The sequence below is a fragment of the Paenibacillus sp. Y412MC10 genome, from assembly GCF_000024685.1.
GTDB classification, from domain to species: domain Bacteria; phylum Bacillota; class Bacilli; order Paenibacillales; family Paenibacillaceae; genus Paenibacillus_AQ; species Paenibacillus_AQ lautus_A.
Genome location: NC_013406.1, coordinates 487371 through 505190, shown reverse-complemented (window position 1 = coordinate 505190; position 17820 = coordinate 487371). Strand labels below are relative to the sequence as shown.

Genomic DNA, 17820 nt, shown 5'->3' with positions numbered 1-17820 from the left:
GCTAAAGCGGCGAACTGAGCCGTTTTCAGTCCATGCACACAAAAGCTGAAAATCAAAAATAACAGAACCACAGTCCTCATCATCGCAAATACAGTCAGACCATTCAAAAGCGAAGGGAGCTACGACAAGATGGAAGAGCACGCACCAAACCTGCTGACGATCAAGAACCTGCGCACCTCTTTTTTTACCGAACTGGGCGAAGTGAAAGCCGTGGATGATATCAGCCTAACCGTACGCAAGGGGAGGACGCTCGGGATCGTGGGCGAATCCGGTTCAGGAAAAAGCATACTGTCCCTGTCCATCCTGCGGCTGATCTTTGATCCGGGGCGAATCGTCGGAGGCGAAATCCTGTATAACGGCGAGAATCTGCTCAAACAATCGGACCGGCAGATGCGGAAAATCCGGGGCAATCAAATCTCGATGATCTTCCAGGAGCCGATGACTTCGCTCAATCCGGTCTTCACCGTCGGCGACCAGATCGCGGAGGCCTATCAAATCCATGAAAATCTGAGTAAAAAACAAGCCATGGACAAAGCCGTCGAGATGTTGAGGCTGGTCGGCATCCCCTCCCCGGAAAAAAGAGTCCGGCAGTACCCTTTTCAGCTGTCCGGGGGTATGCGTCAACGTGTCATGATTGCCATGGCGCTGGCATGCAATCCGGATCTGCTCATTGCAGACGAGCCGACCACGGCGCTCGATGTGACCATTCAGGCTCAAATTTTGGAGCTGATGAAGGAGCTGCAGCAGAAGCTGCAGATGTCGATTATTTTTATCACCCATGATCTGGGCATCGTTGCGGAAACCTGCGATGACGTGGCGGTCATGTACTGCGGAAAGGTGGTGGAATATTCCGATGTGCGGACCCTGTTCAAGCATCCGAAACACCCCTACACCATCGGCCTAATGAACTCGCTGCCGCGGCATGATATCGATAAGGAAACGCTGGAGCCGATTAAGGGCTCGGTTCCGAGCCCCTATGATCCGCAGGAAGGCTGCCGCTTCGCCCCCCGCTGCCCCCATGCAGCCAAGCTGTGTTACGACAAACTGCCGGAGCTTCAGGTACTGGATGATAACCAACAAGTCAGGTGCTGGAAATACACCGATCAGTGGGAACCGGAAAGCGAGGTGAACGTACTGTCATGAGCAAAGAGCTGTTAACCGTCAAAAACCTCAAGCAGTATTTTCCGATCAAAGGCGGCATCCTGGGCCGTACCGTCAACGTCGTCAAAGCCGTGGATGACATTTCGTTCTCTGTGCACGAAGGGGAAACCGTCAGTATCGTGGGTGAATCCGGCTGCGGTAAATCAACCACGGGCAGGGCTATTCTGAGACTGGACGAACCGACCTCCGGTGAGGTGCTGTTCGAGGGAACCGATCTGCTCACCCTGAACAAAGCGCAGATGACCCGAAGGCGTAAAGACCTGCAGATGATTTTTCAGGACCCCTACGCTTCGCTTAATCCCAGAAAAACAGCCCTCCAAGTACTCGAAGAAGCGATGGACATCCAAAATGTCGTGCCAAAGAAGGATCGTCGGTCCCGTGCCATCGAGCTTTTGGAAACGGTCGGCCTGGCCGCCTATCAAGCCAATCGGTACCCTCATGAATTCAGCGGCGGACAAAGGCAGCGAATCGGGATCGCCCGTGCCTTGTCCGTGAACCCCAAGCTGATCATCAGTGATGAAGCGGTCTCCGCGCTCGACGTGTCCATCCAGGCACAGGTACTCAATCTGATGAAATCGCTGCAAACCGAATTCAAGCTGACCTATCTGTTCATCTCTCATGATCTTGGGGTCGTCCGGCATATTTCGGACCGAATTATCGTGATGTATCTGGGGACGATCGTGGAAATCGCGGATAAACACTCTCTCTTCCGGCGCCCGCAGCATCCCTACACCCGCGCTCTGCTATCGGCCATCCCCACAATGGATCCCGAGCGCAAGAAGGAACGCATCATTCTCAAAGGGGATGTTCCGTCCCCGATCAACCCGCCTTCCGGCTGCCGGTTTCATACCCGCTGCATGTATGCCACGGATCGCTGCCGATCCGAGGCGCCGATGCTTCGGGAAGTCGAAGAGCAGAGAGGTCATCAGGCGGCCTGTCACTATATTGAAGAGATTGCGGCCGGTACGTTGGAGAAGGTATAGCTTATACGCCACCGAACGAATGATGACGCTTCTCTATAAACGAGAAAAAAGCGAGAGCCCAAGATCTCGCTTTTTCTTTTAATAAATTTTAGCCTGCTAACCGAAATCGAAGAATGATCTTCAGCGACCTCCACTAAGCCGCCTTCAAAGGAGCCGCTTCTCCCACCTCGCTTGGGATCATGTTTTTGCGCCTATAAATGGAGAGGAGCAGGCCGACTGCCGCCATGTCCAGGATTTGGTTCATCCCGCTGTAAGAGAAGAAGGGTGGATCCAATGTAACCTTTGGAAGTATGCCGAGCCCCATGAGCAGCGGCCATAGCAGCCGAAATCCAAAGACAACGATGAGTAATGCAGCGATATGCTTCGCATAAGGATCCTTGTGAACCGTAGAAATATTCCATAGTCTAACGAGGAACAGCAGAATCAGTACGCCAACCACAACCCCGAACAACCAGCCGAAGCAATAGATGAGGTATGGAAACACGTTATCATAAAGGACATATGGGATCTTTGGTGCAGCTTGGCCAAAACCTTGTCCAAACCAACCCGCTGCTTGGATGGCATCGGCGTTATTCCCCATATACCACATTTCATTTGCAGAAGGATTCATAAATTCTCTCCACCGAAACAGTAAATGATCCGTCTGAGTGAAGAGAAAGCTAAGTAGTACTGTAAGAGACAGCGCGGCGATCATAACGAATTGCTTCATGCTGTTACTTGTTCTCCATGTTAAAACCAGGAACCCGATCACATAGATGTACGTGTAGATAATAGAGCTGCTTATGCTATAGAGAACTACAGGCAGTACTCCTCGATAGAGGATGTTCCAGGCTGTCTCCCACCGTCCCCATTGACTGGCAGGCTTCATCCCTGCCAAAGCGAGCAGAAGCGGTATCAAGGAAAAAGTGATGATATTGACTCCAATGTGACCTATGTTAATATAGGCAGTTCTCATATTGTGCAGTTGCCCATAGACCAATGAAACGGCCATTAAAATAACGATAAAGAAAAACACAGGGGCCGCGTATTTCTTTAGCTTTCGATAATCTAGAAAATAAAAGCCTATCAGGAATAAAACTCCGATTCCGAAGTAAAACAACTTCCTCTCTACAAGACTAACGGAATACCTTTCATCCCCGTAATAAACACTCAACATGCCAACCAGTCCAATGATTAAAAACAGAGCCAGCATAGCGAGCAGCTTCCAATCCAACTGTGGCCGATGAGCCATATGCAGGTTTTTGCCGATATCCCCCGGATCCCCCATTTGTTTCACCGCTTCCTGTATAGCGAACTCTTCTGGAAGTCCCTCCAGCATCAGCAGTTCGGTCCGATCCTCAATATGACCCAGCAGCTCCTCTCGAATCTCGGGATGCATTTGCCTCGTGCGCACTTGCTTGCACACACGGTCCAAAAATTGCCGGACAACTATATTTCCCTCCATTTGCCGCATGCGGTTCCTCCTTGACCAGAATGTAAGTTATCGTTTGAATTCCATAAATTTCGATGGCATAGGCTCAAATATAAATAGGGGTTATTAGTTTAAAAATGAATATTTATACAATTTTTTATGATAAAAAAAGATAACTCTCCTCAAGATGGATGCGGTGCTCAATCAAACCTCGGATGAACATCCGTGGTTTATTGAATCCCGTTCCTCCCGAGCCAATCCGAAGAGAGTTATCTGGTCATCTTGTAAGTTAAAACAGCAGGTGTTGTTCGATAAGTCTGTCCGATTAAAATAGAAGCGGCTGCGTAGATATTGACCCTCCACTAAGCCGCCTTCAAAGGAGCCGCTTCTCCCACCTCGCTTGGGATCATGTTTTTGCGTCTGTAAATGGAGAGGAGCAGGCCGACTATGGCAAAATCCAGCATGTTGTTGACGCCGCCATACGAGATAAAAGGAAAGTCCAGGCTCACAATGGGTACCACTCCCAGTCCCATCAGGATTGGCATGAGCAGGCGCAGTCCCATTACTACGATGACGCCGGTCACGATATTTTTCCCGTAGGAATCGTGAAGTACATGGGCTATGCTCCACATTCTGGCGAGGAACAAAAGAACGACCATGCCCACCACGATGCCAAACATCCAACCGAAGCAATAAATCAGATAGGGGTATATGGAGTCGCTATAAACGTACGGGATCCCTGGATTTGGCGCAGCAAAGCCTTGACCGAACCAGCCGGCGGAAGAAACGGCATCCGTGATGACCCGCATGAAATAACCGCCATCCCCCTCGCGGTCTTCGAGCCCCTCCAATCTCCACATGAGGTATATCCTTTTAGTAAACAGAATATAAACCACACCAATAAACGACAGTAATGTTAGTACCGCAAATTGTTTAATATTCCTTTTCGTCGTCCAGGTCAGTATCAGGAATCCTAGCAAATAAATGAACATATACACCATCGAACCACTCATGCTGTACAGTGCGATCGGCAGCCCACCCCGATACAGGATGTGGAATACAGCCTCCCATGGTCCCCACCGATTCGCAGGCTTCATGCCTGCCAAGGAGAAGAGGAGAATAAAGACGGACACCGTTCCAAGCATGGGAATCACAATAGGCCCGACGTGAAGATAGAGGTTGGCTCCATTTATATTCGTCCCGAAAAATTCCGTCATCGCCATCAGGCATAGCATGATAAAAAACAAAGCCCCGGAATACTTCTTCAGCTTTCTGTAGTCCAAGAAATAGAAACCGATGAGAAGGATCAAGCCGATACCGAAGAACACAACTTTTCTCGCGAACATATCTGTGATCTTTTCCGTACCGGAATAATCCACGCTCAGTGCCCCGAACAACCCAATCAGCGAAAGCAAAGCCAGCAGGATAAGCAGCTTCCAATCCAACTGAGGCCGATGGGCCAAATGCAGGCTTTTGCCGATATCCCCCGGATCCCCCATCTGTTTCACCGCTTCCTGCACCGCCGGCTCCTCCGCATTTCCCTCCAGCATCAGAAGCTCCGTCCGCTCCTCAATATGGCCGAGCAGTTCTTCGCGGATTTCCGGATGCATGGCTCTTGCGCGTACCTGCTTGCACACCTGGGTCAGGAAGTCTTGGACAACCTTGTATTCTTCAACCGATCGCACGCTAGCTTCCCTCCCCGATGACTGTATCCACCGCCGTCCGGAATTTAACCCACTCCTTGGTCTTCTCATGGAGCTGCTCCCTGCCGCGCTCGGTAATCCGGTAATATTTCCGTTTGCGTCCATCATGCTGGCTCCAGGAGGAATCCAGCCAACCTTCCGCCTCCAGCGTGTGCAGAATCGGGTATAACGTGCCTTCCTTCATGAGGAACACCCCATCTGAGCTTTGCTCAATCTCCTTGATCAGCTCGTACCCGTACATTTCCCGCTTGTTCAACACGGTAAGCAATAAAATGACGGTGCTGCCTTTCAGCAGCTCTTTGTTAATGCCCATTTCCCTATCACTCCAATACCTAGGTAATCTATGTATCGTATAACTATGTATATGAGTATAGAATAAGCGACTCCACAATGCAACGCATGTTTTCGAATGATCGGGCGATTCGTCAATTTGCCAGAACACCGAAAAGCCCGGCAGCTTTTGCCGCCAGGCTCATGTATCAGCCATTCTTTTCTTCACTTTTAATGAGCATCCGCCGCCCATAATCACCAATTATAGTTTGGAGCATACAACCTGCCGTTTTGCCCATCATCACCGATAATCGAACTATCACTTTAGAAGACAGGAACTTTCGTTTTCATTAGTAACCCTTATCCGGCCCTCACCGCGCCTGTCACGTGCAGCGCAAAATCCTCAGCATGACGCCGCAGCTCTTCATCTGTCAGCTGCATGGCATTATGCACGGTAAATACCGGCAAGTAGACCGCCCCTACCAGACTGGCCGTCACTTCAAAAGGCCGGGTGAGCTCTTCCACCGTGTATCGGTTATATCCTGCGTTGCCATAGGCTTCCGCTGCTCCGCCGGTCGTCACGGCCACGCCCCACTCTTTCCCCCGGAGCTTGTCGCCGCCCGGGCCATAAGCCTATCCGAAGGTCAGCACCTCGTCGAACCAATGCTTCAGAAGAGGCGGCGAGCTGTACCACCAGAAAGGGAACTGAAACACGATGCGGTCATGCCGAAGCAGCAATTGCTGTTCGGCCGCGATGTCGATGATGCCATCCGGATACCGCTGATACAGGTCATGCACCGTCACCTCAGGATGATGTCCCACCGTTTCGGTTAGCTCGCGATTGATCCGTGATCCCTCATGCAGACCCGGATGTGCAACGATCACTAGTGTTTTCATGTATGATCCCCACCCTTTTCTCGCCTAGCGTTATGTATACAAAAAGTATCAAGCCTCGGCAACGTCCGAATATGAGAAATGTCACAGGTAGCCTTATCTGTCTGTGATACTGTAGCAAGGAACATAGCGGGCGGAAAAAGTACGCCAAGGGAGGAGAATGAGAACGTGGCCCTTGTTATTCAAAATGTCAGACTGGCCCATCGCATCTATCGACTTACCGTTCAAGGCAGCTATTCGGCACGAATGGGACAGTTCTTCATGCTTCGCTGCTGGGATGCCTATCCCGTGCTGTCACGGCCGATCAGCGTTCATAACCTGACGGAGGATTCCGTTTCCTTCTTATATCGCGTGCAGGGAACCGGTACGTGGCTGCTGTCGGCGCTTCAAGCGGGTGACAAAATACAGCTGGAAGGGCCTTTCGGGCAAGGGTTTCCTGAACCCCAAGGACGGACGGCATTGGTGGGAGGCGGTATCGGAGTGGCTCCGCTGCTGCTCGCAGCTAAGGAAATTCCCGAAGCCAGCGTGTATCTGGGATACGCCGGCGTTCCCTTCGGGGTCAACGGATTCCACGAAATCAGCCGGGATGTCACGGTGAAGTCCGGCGGCACCATCGTCGATGCAGTGGACCCGAGCCGCTATGACACGATACTTGCCTGCGGCCCGGTTGGGATGATGCACAGCTTGGCGCAAAAAGCCGAAGGTACAAACGCGAAGCTCCACGTTTCCATCGAGAAGCGAATGGGCTGCGGCATCGGGGCATGCAACAGCTGCACGTTAACTGCCGCGGGTTCGAACCGCAAGGCGTGCACCGACGGCCCCGTATTTCTGGCGAAGGAGGTGAACTGGAATGATCTCCATCGATTGTGAACTGGCGGGAGTGCCGCTGTCGAATCCGATATTAGCAGCCTCGGGCACGTTCGGTTTCGGCAAACCGTATGCGGATCTGTATCCGCTTCGCAAGCTCGGGGGCATTGTCTCCAAGGGATTGACCCTGACCCCGCGGCTAGGCAATACGGGTACGCGGATCTATGAAACGCCATCGGGCATCATGAACAGCGTCGGCCTGGAGAATCCGGGAATCCGGGCTTTTCTGGAGCACGAATTATCCGACATGACTTCGCACGGGACAGCGGTCATCGTCAATCTCGGCGGCGGCACTGTACGGGAATATGCGGAGGGCGCCGAGCTGCTTACCGAAGCCAGCAGCAAGCTGCGCTCAGCCGGCAAACGGGCCGTCGACATGATCGAGCTTAACATCTCCTGTCCCAACATCAAGGAAGGCGGGCTTGCCTTCGGCATCGAGAATGAGCAGGCTCGAGAGGTGGTTCGCGCAGTCCGCAACGCCACCACGCTGCCTCTGCTCGTCAAGCTCTCTCCCGGGGCGAAGGATTTGAGGGAAATGGCACGGATGTGTGAAGCCGAAGGGGCCGACGGCCTCTCGCTAATCAATACGATTCAAGCGATGGCGATTGATATTCGGGAACGTCGCAGCGTTTTTGACAGAGCGTACGCCGGATTATCCGGGCCGGCGATTAAGCCGATTGCCCTGCGGATGGTCCATCAGGTGGCCCGGTCGGTGTCCATCCCGGTGGTGGGAATCGGCGGCATCTGCAGTGCCGAGGATATCCTCGAATTCATCATGGCAGGTGCCGCAGCCGTACAAATCGGTACGTACAACTTCATCAACCTCCGTGCGGGAGATACCCTGGCTGAAGAACTGATTCAACTGATGGAGAACGAGGGCATTCAATCCCTGGATGACATTCGAGGCATTATTTGACGGATGCTCAACTTCCTGAAATTCAGCATGCTCGCCTGAACATGAAGCACCGCGTCAGTTTGTGATTTTTTTCACCGATAACTATTCTTTTTCAGAATACAATGAACTCAAGAACAATATTTGTGAAGTAATTCACAAAATCATAGGAGGAAACCAGAATGAAAAGGACACTCTCTCTATCCCTCTCCGTCATGTTGATGTTCGCGCTGCTCGTAGGCTGCGGAGGCAACGGAGACAAAGAGCCTGTCACCACGGACAAACCGGCAGAGAGCCAAAACACGGATAATGCCGGAAACGCGGAGCAACCGGCCCAAGAAGGAACGGCCCTGCAGGACGGCTTATATTACGCCGAAGGCGAATTTGCCGAGGATTCCGGCTGGAAGGAACTCGTCGCGATTAAAGTCGAAGGCGGTAAAATCGTCAGCGCCAATTGGAACGGTCTTCATAAGGACGGCGGGTTGGACAAAAAGACATTTTCCGAAAAAGGCTTCTACGGCATGAAGGAAAAAGGCGGCGCTCAAGCGGAATGGCATGAGCAGGCAGCCAAGATGGAGGAATACCTGGTGGCTCAGCAGTCCGTTGAAGGGCTCGCCTTGAACGACGAAGGCCGCACGGATGCCGTATCCGGGGTATCGATCCATGTCAACGGTTTTACGGAACTGGCAGCAAAAGCACTGGCCGCGGGACCTGTTGAAGCAGGACCATACAAAGACGGCAGCTACCACGCGGAAGCGGCTGACTTCGATGCCAAATCCGGCTGGAAGGAAACCGTCGACGTTACCGTAATTAACGGTAAAATCGCCGCAGTCAGCTGGAACGGCGTTCATAAAGACGGAGGCACCGACAAAGTCACCCGTTCCAAATCAGGCGAGTACGGCATGAAGAACGGCGGGGCTCAATCCGAATGGCACGAGCAGGCTTATCAAGCCGAGCAGTATTTGATCGAAAAGCAAGACCCGCAGGCCATCGTAACGGGTGAAGACGGCAAAACCGATGCCATCTCCGGTGTATCCATCCACGTCAACGGATTCGTAGAACTGGCAGCGAAAGCGCTCGAAGGCGCCAAATAAGCCACAAGTACGATAGAAAGAAGACAACTATTCCTTGAGGGGAGATTCGCATGAAACAGATTATCGTGCTGGGCGGCGGATACGGCGGTATACTTACCGCCAAGAAGCTGGCTAAACGACTGCGCAAACAGAAGGATTTGCGGATAACGCTCATCGACCGCAAGCCGTATCATACGCTGCTGACCGAGCTTCATGAAGTGGCCGCCAACCGGGTCGAGGAGGATTCCATCAAAATCGACCTGAAAAAAGTATTTTCCGGATTCCGGAACGTGGACGTGGTGCTGGATGAAATCGGCGGCATCGACTTTGACGGCCAGACGCTCCAGGGAGAGAAACAGACCTACAACTACGACTATTTAGTCATCGGTACAGGCAGCAAGCCAACCTTCTTCGGCATACCGGGTGCGGATCAACACGCCTTTACCCTGTGGTCTTACGATGATGCGGTCCGCCTGAAAGAACATACCCTGAATATGTTCCGCAAAGCGGTTCTTGAGCGCAACCCGCAGGTCCGCAAGGAAATGCTGACCTTCGTCGTTGTCGGCGGCGGATTCACCGGCGTGGAAATGATCGGCGAGTTGGCCGAGTTCACGCAGCAATTATGCAAGGAATTCTACGTGGATCCAAGCGAGGTTACGCTTCACGTTGCCGACATGGTCGACAAGATCCTTCCGATCCTGCCGGAGCCGTTAATACGCAAAGCCGAGAAGCGGCTGCGTAAAATGAACGTCAACATCATCACGGGTTCCAAGATTACGGAGGTTAAGCCGGACGGCGTTACCGTCGGCGGCAGCGATATCAAATCCCGCACCGTTATTTGGACCGCGGGGGTGGAAGGCTCCGATGTGGTCGGCAGCATGGATGTCGAGCAAAAAGGCCGCAAGCGGATTTTGACCAACGACAAGCTGCAAGTTCCTGCTCATCCGAACGTATATGTCGTCGGGGACAATATCTTCTACATTCCTGAGGGCGCGGCTGCACCCGTACCTCAAATGGTGGAAAACGCGGAACTCGCAGCCCCGGTCATTGCGCATAACATCGTCGCTGAAATATCGAACAAACCGATGAAATCCTACAAGCCGACGTTCCACGGCACGATGGTCTGTATCGGCAGCCGCTACGGGGTAGCCAACGTGGGCGTGCCGGGCCATATGTTCAGGCTCAGCGGCTTCCCGGCCATGCTGGTCAAACATCTGATCAACATGCTCTATCTGTTCCAGGTTTGCGGCTTCAACAAGGTATACCATTATATGCTGCATGAATTCTTCCATGTCCGGAACAACCGCAGCTTCGTGGGCGGGCATTTTGCCAAGCGCTCGCCGAATTTCTGGCTCGTTCCGCTGCGGATTTTTGCCGGATGGATGTGGCTGTCCCAAGGGTGGGATAAGATTCATAAGATCATTGACGATCCGAATAAAATGTTCCTCATTCCTGCCAAAGCAGCCGACGGCGTAAGCGCAGCTTCCGCTGCAGGCGCCGATGCAGCCGGAGCGGCAGACGCGGTGTCCGCCGCCTCCGCTTATACCGCAGAAGCGGTCACCGCCCTTCCGGTGCCGGATTTCTTGAAATCCATCGTCGACTGGTCGATGGACCTGATGTTCTATACCGGAGACGGCGGCTATACTTCGCTTGCCTATGTGTTTCAGACCTCGATGGTATTGGCTGAGCTGATCGTCGGCATCCTGCTGATCGTCGGATTGTTCACGGCACCTGCAGCCGTAGCCAGCGTCGCCATGGGCGCCATGGTTTGGGTATCGGGTATGGCACCTAACGAAATGCTGTGGTATCTGGCAGCAGGAATCGCCTTGATCGGCGGATCGGGCAGCACGTTCGGTCTTGACTACTATGTGTACCCTTGGCTGAAAAAGGTATGGAAACGAATACCGATCGTAAGGCGCTGGTACGTGTATACGGACTAATTCTTCTCTATTCAATAGAACGGGCTGATCGTATCGGCTTTGCCGAAACAAGCTCAAGCCCTAACCGTTCTGCCGACATTCACATTCTGATCAACACGAGCCTTCCGGAAGGAGTCAATAACGATGGATATGAAGCTATTACAGGATACGATCGACCTGCTTCGGTCGCATATCGATTCCGGAACGGATATCGATTGGATGGAGATGGATAACAGACCGGTGAGGGACATCGCCGATATGCTCAACGCTTATGAACTCGCCTATTCACGCAAAATGACGGTGCTGGCTTGCTGCATCCTGATTCATACTGCGCTAAACAAGCATGGCAAGCTGCAAGCGAAGGATAACGAGAGACTGACGCGTTTGCTGCTGGACGGCGATTATTTGACCGGACTCATGTACCGGATTGCCGTCAAGCGAAAGGAATGGAAGCTGCTGTCCCGGCTTCTCCCCTTTCATAAGCGCATGCAGCTCAGCCTGCTCAAGAACGTTTCACCCGAAAGGATATTCAACGAGCTTAAGCGCGAAATCCGCAGCTATCTGGAGCAGCGGAGCGCGTAAGGAGCCATCCATGGAAAGGGGCGCGGATACAGATGAACCTTCATAACCGAATCGGAGTGGATCTCGCTTCCTTCGATCGCCTGCTCCGGGAGGTCGTCAGCTCAGACCGCGACCTCCCCCCTTCCTCCGTGGTGCTGAGCAGCGTCATGGATCTCATTAATGCCGGCGGCAAGCGGCTGCGCCCGCTTATGGTCGTGCTCGGCAGCCGTTTCGGGGAAAGCGGCCATGAGCCGGCCGTCATGAAAACCGCCGTACTGCTTGAATATCTGCACATGGCCTCGCTGGTGCACGATGACATTATCGATCAATCCGATATGCGGCGCGGCATGCCGACCCTGCACGAGACGACCGATGTCCAGACGGCGGTGCACATCGGCAACTACATGATTGCCCGTGCCATCGAATGGGCCGCCGGTCATCCGGGCGGCGACCCGGACGGGAACAGCGAAGACGTCTCCGAAGACGAGGCCTACCGATTAGCCGAGCTTGCGGCGCTGGTCACCGAGCTCTGCATGGGAGAATACGATCAGCTTCAACACCGCTTCGACTTCGGACTGACGATGGAGCAGTATTTGGAGAAAACGCGCTGCAAAACGGCCCTGTTGATGGCCCACTGCCTGAAAGCGGGCGCGGAAGCAGCCCATGCGGATGCCGGAACTGCTGAACGGCTCTTTCAATTCGGGGAGTCGCTCGGCATGGCCTTTCAAATCCGGGATGACCTGCTCGATTTCACGAAGCCCAGGGAGGCCATCGGCAAGCCGGCTGGCGCAGACCTGCAAAACGGCAACATTACGCTGCCGGTGCTTTACGCCCTAAACGATCCTGCCCTTGCACCTAGAATCAGGCAGCTCGGCCCTCATTCCGCCGCGGCAGACATGGATGACGTCATCCACCGCATCGCCGCAACCGGCGCGATCGAGCAGAGCGAAGAGCTTGCCCGTTCCTATGCGGAACATGCCCAGCGTATGATCGGCGACTTCGCGGATCACCCGGCTCAGCGTGATTTGCAGGCATTGCTCCATTATTTCCTGCCCTAAAAGACAGACATGAAGCCATATACTCCAAACGAACAGGGATACGTCCATCATGGATGCATCCCTGTTCGATATGAAAGGATGTTTAATCGACATGCATCGCACACGAATCTGGCGGTGGCGAATTGCGCTGACGGCCTTCCTGCTCCTGCTTGCTGCCGGGGGCTTCATGCTATTCAGGACATCTCCTCTTGCGGAACAGGAGACCGTTGACACGCAAGTGAGCTCCATCGCCATTTTTGCGCTCAAGGGCTGCGGCGGCTGTTCCAAGGCGCTGGGCGTCATGGAGCAGATGGAAGCAACCTCCCGGGACTACCGTTACCAGTATTTCAGCATTTCGGAGGATACGGAGGCCGTTAACCGGTACGGTATTACGGAGCACCCAACGATCCTGTTCCTGAACGCTCAGGAGGAAGAACTCGGAAGACTGACCGAAGATATATCAAGCGACAGGATCCTGCGGGAGCTGGAAGATATCGCTGCGAACGGTGCACGCCCGCCCGAGGGAGCGACTCTCTCGGCCATCCCCGGCACGATGCCCAGCGTAACCCTCCATGCCTATGACCCGCATTCCGGTCTATTCACGCCGGTATCCCAGTACGTGCAGACGGATACCTCCGTCCGCTATCCGAAGGTCAGTGCCATGACGATGCTGACCCAGCTTTCGGATCTGCTGCCGCCCGAGCTGGAAAGCGCCATCCCGGCCGGCGTAAGCTTCGCCGAAATCCGAACCGAACACGGGGTAACCGTGGTGGAGCTGTCCCCATCGTTTCGTGCTTTTACCGGCTCTAAGGAGGGAGAACGGGCGGAAGAAGCCATCGCGCTTACGCTGCAGACCTTTGAAGGCGTGAACGGCGTTCGAGTGGTAAGCGGCGCGTATCGCAGCGACATCCTCTATGCGGAAGCCCTTGCTGGCCGTTCCGACGGCAAAACCGAATACCTGCTGCATCCCGATACGCCTCTTCCGCATATGTCCAGCGTGAAGGAATACAATGCAGCCATCCTCCATGCCGGCCACTTGGCCTTCATGCCCTGCTTCTGCGGATGCGGCGATGCCGGCCATAGCAGCAACCTCAATTGCTACTATGCTCAAGAGGAAGACGGCAGGCTCACGCCAACCACGCACGCGAAATTCTGCCAAACCTGCCTGGACGTCACGAATATGTACCTGGGCGGCAGGCAGCAGGGGCTGAGTCTGAAGGAAATCCGGCAATCCGTGGACCGGGCCTACGAGGGGATCAAGCCGACGGATACACCGATGCCGATGAATGAATAGGTATGACAAAAACACCGTTCCGTAAAGGATCGGTGTTTTTATCTATATTTTCTATGAGATGCATTGTAAAGCTCACAAAAAAGATCGGTCAAATCCCAGTTCACTGATATAATTCCCATATTATAACTTTACGGCAGACATGCATCTCATCTATGATTTGACTGGGTAAATCATCCACCTTATGGGATACGCCAAAATTAAAAATCGGCAGATTAGAGGAGACGTATTACAACGTGATCAGAACATACCTAAGCTTTTTAACACTGGCATTGCTGTTTCTTATGTTTGCCCATGAAGAGACGGAAGCCTCCAGCCAAAAAGTTAGTTTGACCCTCCCTAACGGGGCCACCTACTATGGTGAAGTGAAGAACAACAAACCTCACGGAAAAGGTACGATGCGATGGGGACCATCCAAAGTATACAGCGGCGAGTGGTACAATGGACAAAGATCCGGTACAGGCAAATACATATCGGACAAGCTTCCCGAGGATATGAAAATCGTCTACGAGGGGGAATGGCGAAACGATCGTCCTAACGGAACGGGAATTCGGAGCGAAAGCAACCCTGATTTTGAATTTCATGTAATCTCGAAGGGCATTTTCAAGGATCATGACTTGTTGTCAGGTTATACCGTGATGCAATCCATGGACATCCTTTCGTTTGAATACCGGAATGGGAACACTCTCTTGGAGTTTTCCGTATCGGATCAGGAGCAGGCAAATGAATTGATGCTATCAAAATTGGCCTGCGGCCGCATTCAACTGCTGAATTATTACAAAAGGGATAAGTCCACGCCTGACTACAAAGGGTTCGCATATGCAAGCGAAATGGAGGATTACGGGAGCTCCATCAGCGAAGGCGTATATCGAACGGGTGACTATGGGGTGATGGAGCTCTACACTGGACTGAATCAACGCTTCGAGGACGAAGAGCACTATAGAGTAGAGAATTACAAGAACGGGAGACTCGCCTCTGCAAGAGAAGTACCGGAGAACGGACGGTTTGCCGGGATCGTTCAAGGGAAAATCAATAACAAGAAGCATGTCCTGCAGCCTTACCTAGGTGAATTCTCAAAGCTATTAAAGGACATTGAAAAACGAATCAGAGCCAGAAAGCTGCAGCAACTCGTCCACCAGCGTTTGCGGGCCCTTTTCTATCCAATTCGAGTAACAATAAACCACCAAACCGCAGTCCTTTAGGACTGCGGTTTTCATGCTCTTCAGACCGCCGTTACAGCAGCGCGGCTGCGGCCACGGGCAGCAGAAATGCCGCCACGAATAACGTGTCCGCCCGCTTCCATACAAACAACCTGAACCTGCTTCGCCGCGCACCCAGGCGATAGCCCCGGGCCTCCATGGAATCGGCCAGCCCGATCGCGCGCCGGAAAGCGCCTGTCGTTACCGGGACCAGCAGGGCAATGATCAGCCGCGCCTTCTCCCTCAGCGGGTGGGATGACAGGTCCAGTCCCCGGGAATGCTGCGCCTTCCACAGCCGCTCGGCTTCCTCGAAGATGGTCGGAATGAACCGGAGGGCTATGCCGAGCATCAGCACCAGCCGATCCGTCGGCACGCCGATCCAGGTCAGAGGCCGCAAGAGGCTGCCGAGTCCCTGGGCCAGCTGCTCCGGCTGGGTCGTGAAGGTCAGCACCGCCGCCAGCATGATGAAGAGTCCCATCCGCGAAGCGGACACGATCCCTTTTTCCAATCCGCCGGCATATACCTTGAACGCGCCCACATCCAGCAGTTTCCCGCCTCCCGCATCATAAAGGATGTGAAATACCAGGATGAACAACAGCAGGAACATCAGCGGTTTCATGGCTCTGATGTAATAGCGGTACGGGATACGCGTAGTCCGGATCACCACAGCAGTGAACAGCAGCAGCGCGAGTACCCCCATATATCCGTCCACCAGGAACACAGCCACCATAAAGAGCGGCATGGCCGCCGTCTTGGCGCGGGGATCCAGACGGTGAACCCATGAATCGCCTTCCATATATCGGCCCAGGATGATTTTTCGTTTCATGTCGGCTCCCTCCTATCTCCTCTGCCTAGCCCTGCCAGCCCTGTCCTATGATCCCAGCAGTTCCGCATACCATTCCGCCAATGCTGCCGCATCCGGAAGCATTTCCGCGGGTTCGATTCCAAGCTGTGCGGCCAGCATACCCGCCATCCGCACGGAGGAAGGAGCCATCAGACCTCCCTGCTCCAGCACCTCCTGTCGGTGTACGAGCTCCCCGGCCGTTCCTTGAAATAAGACCTTGCCGTCCTTGATTACCACGAATTCGTCTGCAAAGGGCACGATTTCCTCCAATCGGTGAGTGACAACGAGGACGGTTTTGCCTTGCGTCCTCGTTAATCCATGCAGCCGCTGCATCAGATCCTCCCGGCTGGCAGGATCGAGGGAGGCCGTTGGCTCATCCAAAGCCAAAATGTCGGGATCCGCCGCCAATACGGCGGCAACCGCCGCTTTCCGCATTTGGCCCGAGCTTAGCTTGAAGGGACTCTGCCCCAGCAGCTCCTCGTCCAATCCGACGAAGGATGCCGCTCTGCGGACCGCCTCTGCGGCTTCGGCAGGACTCCGCCCGAAATTAAGCGGTCCGAATAATAGATCCTTCTCCACCGTTTCTTCAAACAGCTGCTGCTCCGGATATTGAAACACCAGGCCGACCCGTTGCCGCAGCCCGGCCGGAATTTTCTTGCCGTCACCCGATTCAAGGCGGAAATCCAAAATGCGAATCAGGCCGTCATCCGCCCGAATCAAACCGTTCATATGCTGGAGAAGCGTTGATTTCCCCGAGCCCGGCGCACCAAGGACGGCAATCATTCGGCCTTCCTCCAGCTCCAGATTCAGGCCGTCAAGCCCAAGAACCGGACTCATCCCCCGGTCCCGGTAGCGGTAAGAAACCTCTTCGAATGATATGACCATAATGCCTCCAGCACCTCCTTCTCCCTGACCAGCTCGCCGATATCGATTCCTCTCGCTCTCAGCTCCCTGCACAACTGGAGGGCAAAAGGCGCCTTCAGCCTGCACCGCTGCAGCAAGTCGTCCTGCAGAAGCAGCTCCTTTGGACTGCCGTCCGCGGTCACCATGCCGCCGTCCAGCACGATCATCCGGTCGGCTTCGGCCATCTCCTCCACATCATGGGTGATGGAGATGAGCGTGTACCTGCCTTCGGCGTGCATGGCCCGCATCAGGCCCAGCAGCTCATTCTTGGCCTTCTCATCCAGCATGGAGGCCGCCTCGTCCATGACAATGATGGAAGGCTCCATCGCCAGCACGGCAGCGATGGCCGCCCGCTGCTTCTGTCCGCCGGACAGAGTGGCCGGATGCCGTTGGAGCAGATGGACGATATCCAGCCGCTCCGCATAGGTTCGAATCCGCTGCAGCATCTCTTCCCGGCTCAGGCACAGATTTTCCAGGCCAAACGCGATATCATCCTCTACGGTGAGGCCGACAAACTGATCGTCCGGGTTCGCAAACACCATGCCGATATGACGGCGAATGTCGCCCAGCGTGCGGCCGTTCAGCTCCAGCCCATCGATCAGAATGCGTCCCCGGCTCATGAGGAGCAGGCCGTTCAACAGCCGAATGAGCGTGGACTTGCCTGCCCCGTTTCTCCCGGCGATGCATACCCACTGTCCATGGGGGATCGCCAGCGAGACATCTTTGAGCACGTTCGTGCAGCCCTGTCCGTAATATACATGTTTAAGCTTTACGGCATGTTCTGACTTATCGGTTATGCCCGCCATGCCTAA

At 53.9% G+C, this 17820-nt stretch carries 16 protein-coding genes and 2 pseudogenes; 11 read left to right on the top strand and 7 right to left on the bottom strand.

Translation table 11 applies throughout. The annotated features are described in order from the left end of the window. Positions 1-129 precede the first annotated feature (129 nt). Together GYMC10_RS02145 and GYMC10_RS02140 are read left to right on the top strand one after the other, a co-directional pair. A complete protein-coding gene (locus GYMC10_RS02145; protein ID WP_012818631.1) occupies positions 130-1143 on the top strand; it encodes an ABC transporter ATP-binding protein in 1014 nt (337 codons plus the stop codon). After that, the gene (locus tag GYMC10_RS02140) at positions 1140-2144 is read left to right on the top strand and encodes an ABC transporter ATP-binding protein (RefSeq protein WP_012818630.1); all 1005 of its coding nucleotides are present in this window, start codon (positions 1140-1142) and stop codon (positions 2142-2144) included. The genes GYMC10_RS02145 and GYMC10_RS02140 overlap by 4 nt, the downstream gene beginning before the upstream one ends. A 133-nt stretch (positions 2145-2277) precedes the next feature. Here GYMC10_RS02140 and GYMC10_RS02135 read toward each other — a convergent pair whose 3' ends face one another. Next, complete coding sequence (locus GYMC10_RS02135; RefSeq protein ID WP_012818629.1) at positions 2278-3597, bottom strand: FtsW/RodA/SpoVE family cell cycle protein; 1320 nt, start codon at positions 3595-3597, stop codon at positions 2278-2280. Positions 3598-3742: 145 nt separating this feature from the next. Here GYMC10_RS02135 and GYMC10_RS33245 point away from each other — a divergent pair. Continuing rightward, positions 3743-3844: pseudogene (locus GYMC10_RS33245) on the top strand (alpha-amylase family glycosyl hydrolase); the annotation flags it as partial. A gap of 73 nt (positions 3845-3917) precedes the next feature. Here GYMC10_RS33245 and GYMC10_RS02130 read toward each other — a convergent pair. From GYMC10_RS02130 to GYMC10_RS02120, 3 genes and pseudogenes are all read right to left on the bottom strand, one after another. Continuing rightward, positions 3918-5240: an FtsW/RodA/SpoVE family cell cycle protein gene (locus tag GYMC10_RS02130; RefSeq protein WP_012818628.1), complete on the bottom strand. Its 1323-nt coding sequence runs from the start codon at positions 5238-5240 to the stop codon at positions 3918-3920. Between the two features lies 1 nt (position 5241). After that, positions 5242-5571: a PadR family transcriptional regulator gene (locus GYMC10_RS02125; protein ID WP_009595865.1), complete on the bottom strand. Its 330-nt coding sequence runs from the start codon at positions 5569-5571 to the stop codon at positions 5242-5244. 317 nt (positions 5572-5888) lie between these two features. Further along, positions 5889-6425 (bottom strand): annotated as a pseudogene (locus tag GYMC10_RS02120) (NAD(P)H-dependent oxidoreductase). 165 nt (positions 6426-6590) lie between these two features. Here GYMC10_RS02120 and GYMC10_RS02115 point away from each other — a divergent pair. The 8 genes from GYMC10_RS02115 (at position 6591) to GYMC10_RS02080 (ending at position 15264) form a co-directional block, all read left to right on the top strand. Continuing rightward, complete coding sequence (locus tag GYMC10_RS02115) at positions 6591-7292, top strand: dihydroorotate dehydrogenase electron transfer subunit (protein ID WP_012818627.1); 702 nt, start codon at positions 6591-6593, stop codon at positions 7290-7292. Continuing rightward, positions 7273-8205: a dihydroorotate dehydrogenase gene (locus GYMC10_RS02110; protein WP_012818626.1), complete on the top strand. Its 933-nt coding sequence runs from the start codon at positions 7273-7275 to the stop codon at positions 8203-8205. The genes GYMC10_RS02115 and GYMC10_RS02110 overlap by 20 nt, the downstream gene beginning before the upstream one ends. A gap of 158 nt (positions 8206-8363) precedes the next feature. Then, positions 8364-9275 carry an FMN-binding protein gene (locus GYMC10_RS02105; protein ID WP_012818625.1) on the top strand — a complete coding sequence of 304 codons (912 nt, stop codon included), beginning with the start codon at positions 8364-8366 and terminating at the stop codon, positions 9273-9275. Between the two features lie 50 nt (positions 9276-9325). Then, a complete protein-coding gene (locus GYMC10_RS02100) occupies positions 9326-11194 on the top strand; it encodes an FAD-dependent oxidoreductase (RefSeq protein WP_012818624.1) in 1869 nt (622 codons plus the stop codon). 123 nt (positions 11195-11317) lie between these two features. Next, the gene (locus tag GYMC10_RS02095; RefSeq protein WP_009593826.1) at positions 11318-11755 is read left to right on the top strand and encodes a hypothetical protein; all 438 of its coding nucleotides are present in this window, start codon (positions 11318-11320) and stop codon (positions 11753-11755) included. A gap of 32 nt (positions 11756-11787) precedes the next feature. Continuing rightward, positions 11788-12792, top strand: coding sequence for a polyprenyl synthetase family protein (locus tag GYMC10_RS02090; RefSeq protein ID WP_012818623.1), 1005 nt, complete (start codon positions 11788-11790; stop codon positions 12790-12792). Positions 12793-12883: 91 nt separating this feature from the next. After that, positions 12884-14065 carry a PCYCGC motif-containing (lipo)protein gene (locus tag GYMC10_RS02085; RefSeq protein WP_261979535.1) on the top strand — a complete coding sequence of 394 codons (1182 nt, stop codon included), beginning with the start codon at positions 12884-12886 and terminating at the stop codon, positions 14063-14065. Between the two features lie 233 nt (positions 14066-14298). Then, entirely contained in the window at positions 14299-15264 is a 966-nt protein-coding gene (locus GYMC10_RS02080; RefSeq protein WP_012818621.1) for a hypothetical protein, read from the top strand. Positions 15265-15295: 31 nt separating this feature from the next. Here the strand turns inward: GYMC10_RS02080 and GYMC10_RS02075 are convergent, their stop codons facing one another. From GYMC10_RS02075 to GYMC10_RS02065, 3 genes are read right to left on the bottom strand one after another with little or no spacing between them, the layout of a single operon-like run. Then, complete coding sequence (locus GYMC10_RS02075) at positions 15296-16087, bottom strand: energy-coupling factor transporter transmembrane component T family protein (RefSeq protein ID WP_012818620.1); 792 nt, start codon at positions 16085-16087, stop codon at positions 15296-15298. 45 nt (positions 16088-16132) lie between these two features. Next, positions 16133-16990 (bottom strand): ATP-binding cassette domain-containing protein, encoded by an 858-nt coding sequence (locus tag GYMC10_RS02070; RefSeq protein ID WP_012818619.1) that lies wholly within the window; start codon positions 16988-16990, stop codon positions 16133-16135. Next, positions 16939-17814 (bottom strand): energy-coupling factor transporter ATPase, encoded by an 876-nt coding sequence (locus tag GYMC10_RS02065; RefSeq protein ID WP_012818618.1) that lies wholly within the window; start codon positions 17812-17814, stop codon positions 16939-16941. Before GYMC10_RS02065 ends, GYMC10_RS02070 begins: the two co-directional genes overlap by 52 nt. Positions 17815-17820: the final 6 nt, after the last annotated feature.

Coding starts and splice junctions, on each gene's coding strand:
- GYMC10_RS02085 (WP_261979535.1), top strand. CDS start 12,884: ATGCATCGCACACGAATCTGGCGGTGGCGAATTGCGCTGACGGCCTTC.
- GYMC10_RS02100 (WP_012818624.1), top strand. CDS start 9,326: ATGAAACAGATTATCGTGCTGGGCGGCGGATACGGCGGTATACTTACC.
- GYMC10_RS02090 (WP_012818623.1), top strand. CDS start 11,788: ATGAACCTTCATAACCGAATCGGAGTGGATCTCGCTTCCTTCGATCGC.
- GYMC10_RS02110 (WP_012818626.1), top strand. CDS start 7,273: ATGATCTCCATCGATTGTGAACTGGCGGGAGTGCCGCTGTCGAATCCG.
- GYMC10_RS02135 (WP_012818629.1), bottom strand. CDS start 3,597: ATGCGGCAAATGGAGGGAAATATAGTTGTCCGGCAATTTTTGGACCGT.
- GYMC10_RS02105 (WP_012818625.1), top strand. CDS start 8,364: ATGAAAAGGACACTCTCTCTATCCCTCTCCGTCATGTTGATGTTCGCG.
- GYMC10_RS02140 (WP_012818630.1), top strand. CDS start 1,140: ATGAGCAAAGAGCTGTTAACCGTCAAAAACCTCAAGCAGTATTTTCCG.
- GYMC10_RS02065 (WP_012818618.1), bottom strand. CDS start 17,814: ATGGCGGGCATAACCGATAAGTCAGAACATGCCGTAAAGCTTAAACAT.
- GYMC10_RS02070 (WP_012818619.1), bottom strand. CDS start 16,990: ATGGTCATATCATTCGAAGAGGTTTCTTACCGCTACCGGGACCGGGGG.
- GYMC10_RS02125 (WP_009595865.1), bottom strand. CDS start 5,571: ATGGGCATTAACAAAGAGCTGCTGAAAGGCAGCACCGTCATTTTATTG.
- GYMC10_RS02075 (WP_012818620.1), bottom strand. CDS start 16,087: ATGAAACGAAAAATCATCCTGGGCCGATATATGGAAGGCGATTCATGG.
- GYMC10_RS02145 (WP_012818631.1), top strand. CDS start 130: ATGGAAGAGCACGCACCAAACCTGCTGACGATCAAGAACCTGCGCACC.
- GYMC10_RS02095 (WP_009593826.1), top strand. CDS start 11,318: ATGGATATGAAGCTATTACAGGATACGATCGACCTGCTTCGGTCGCAT.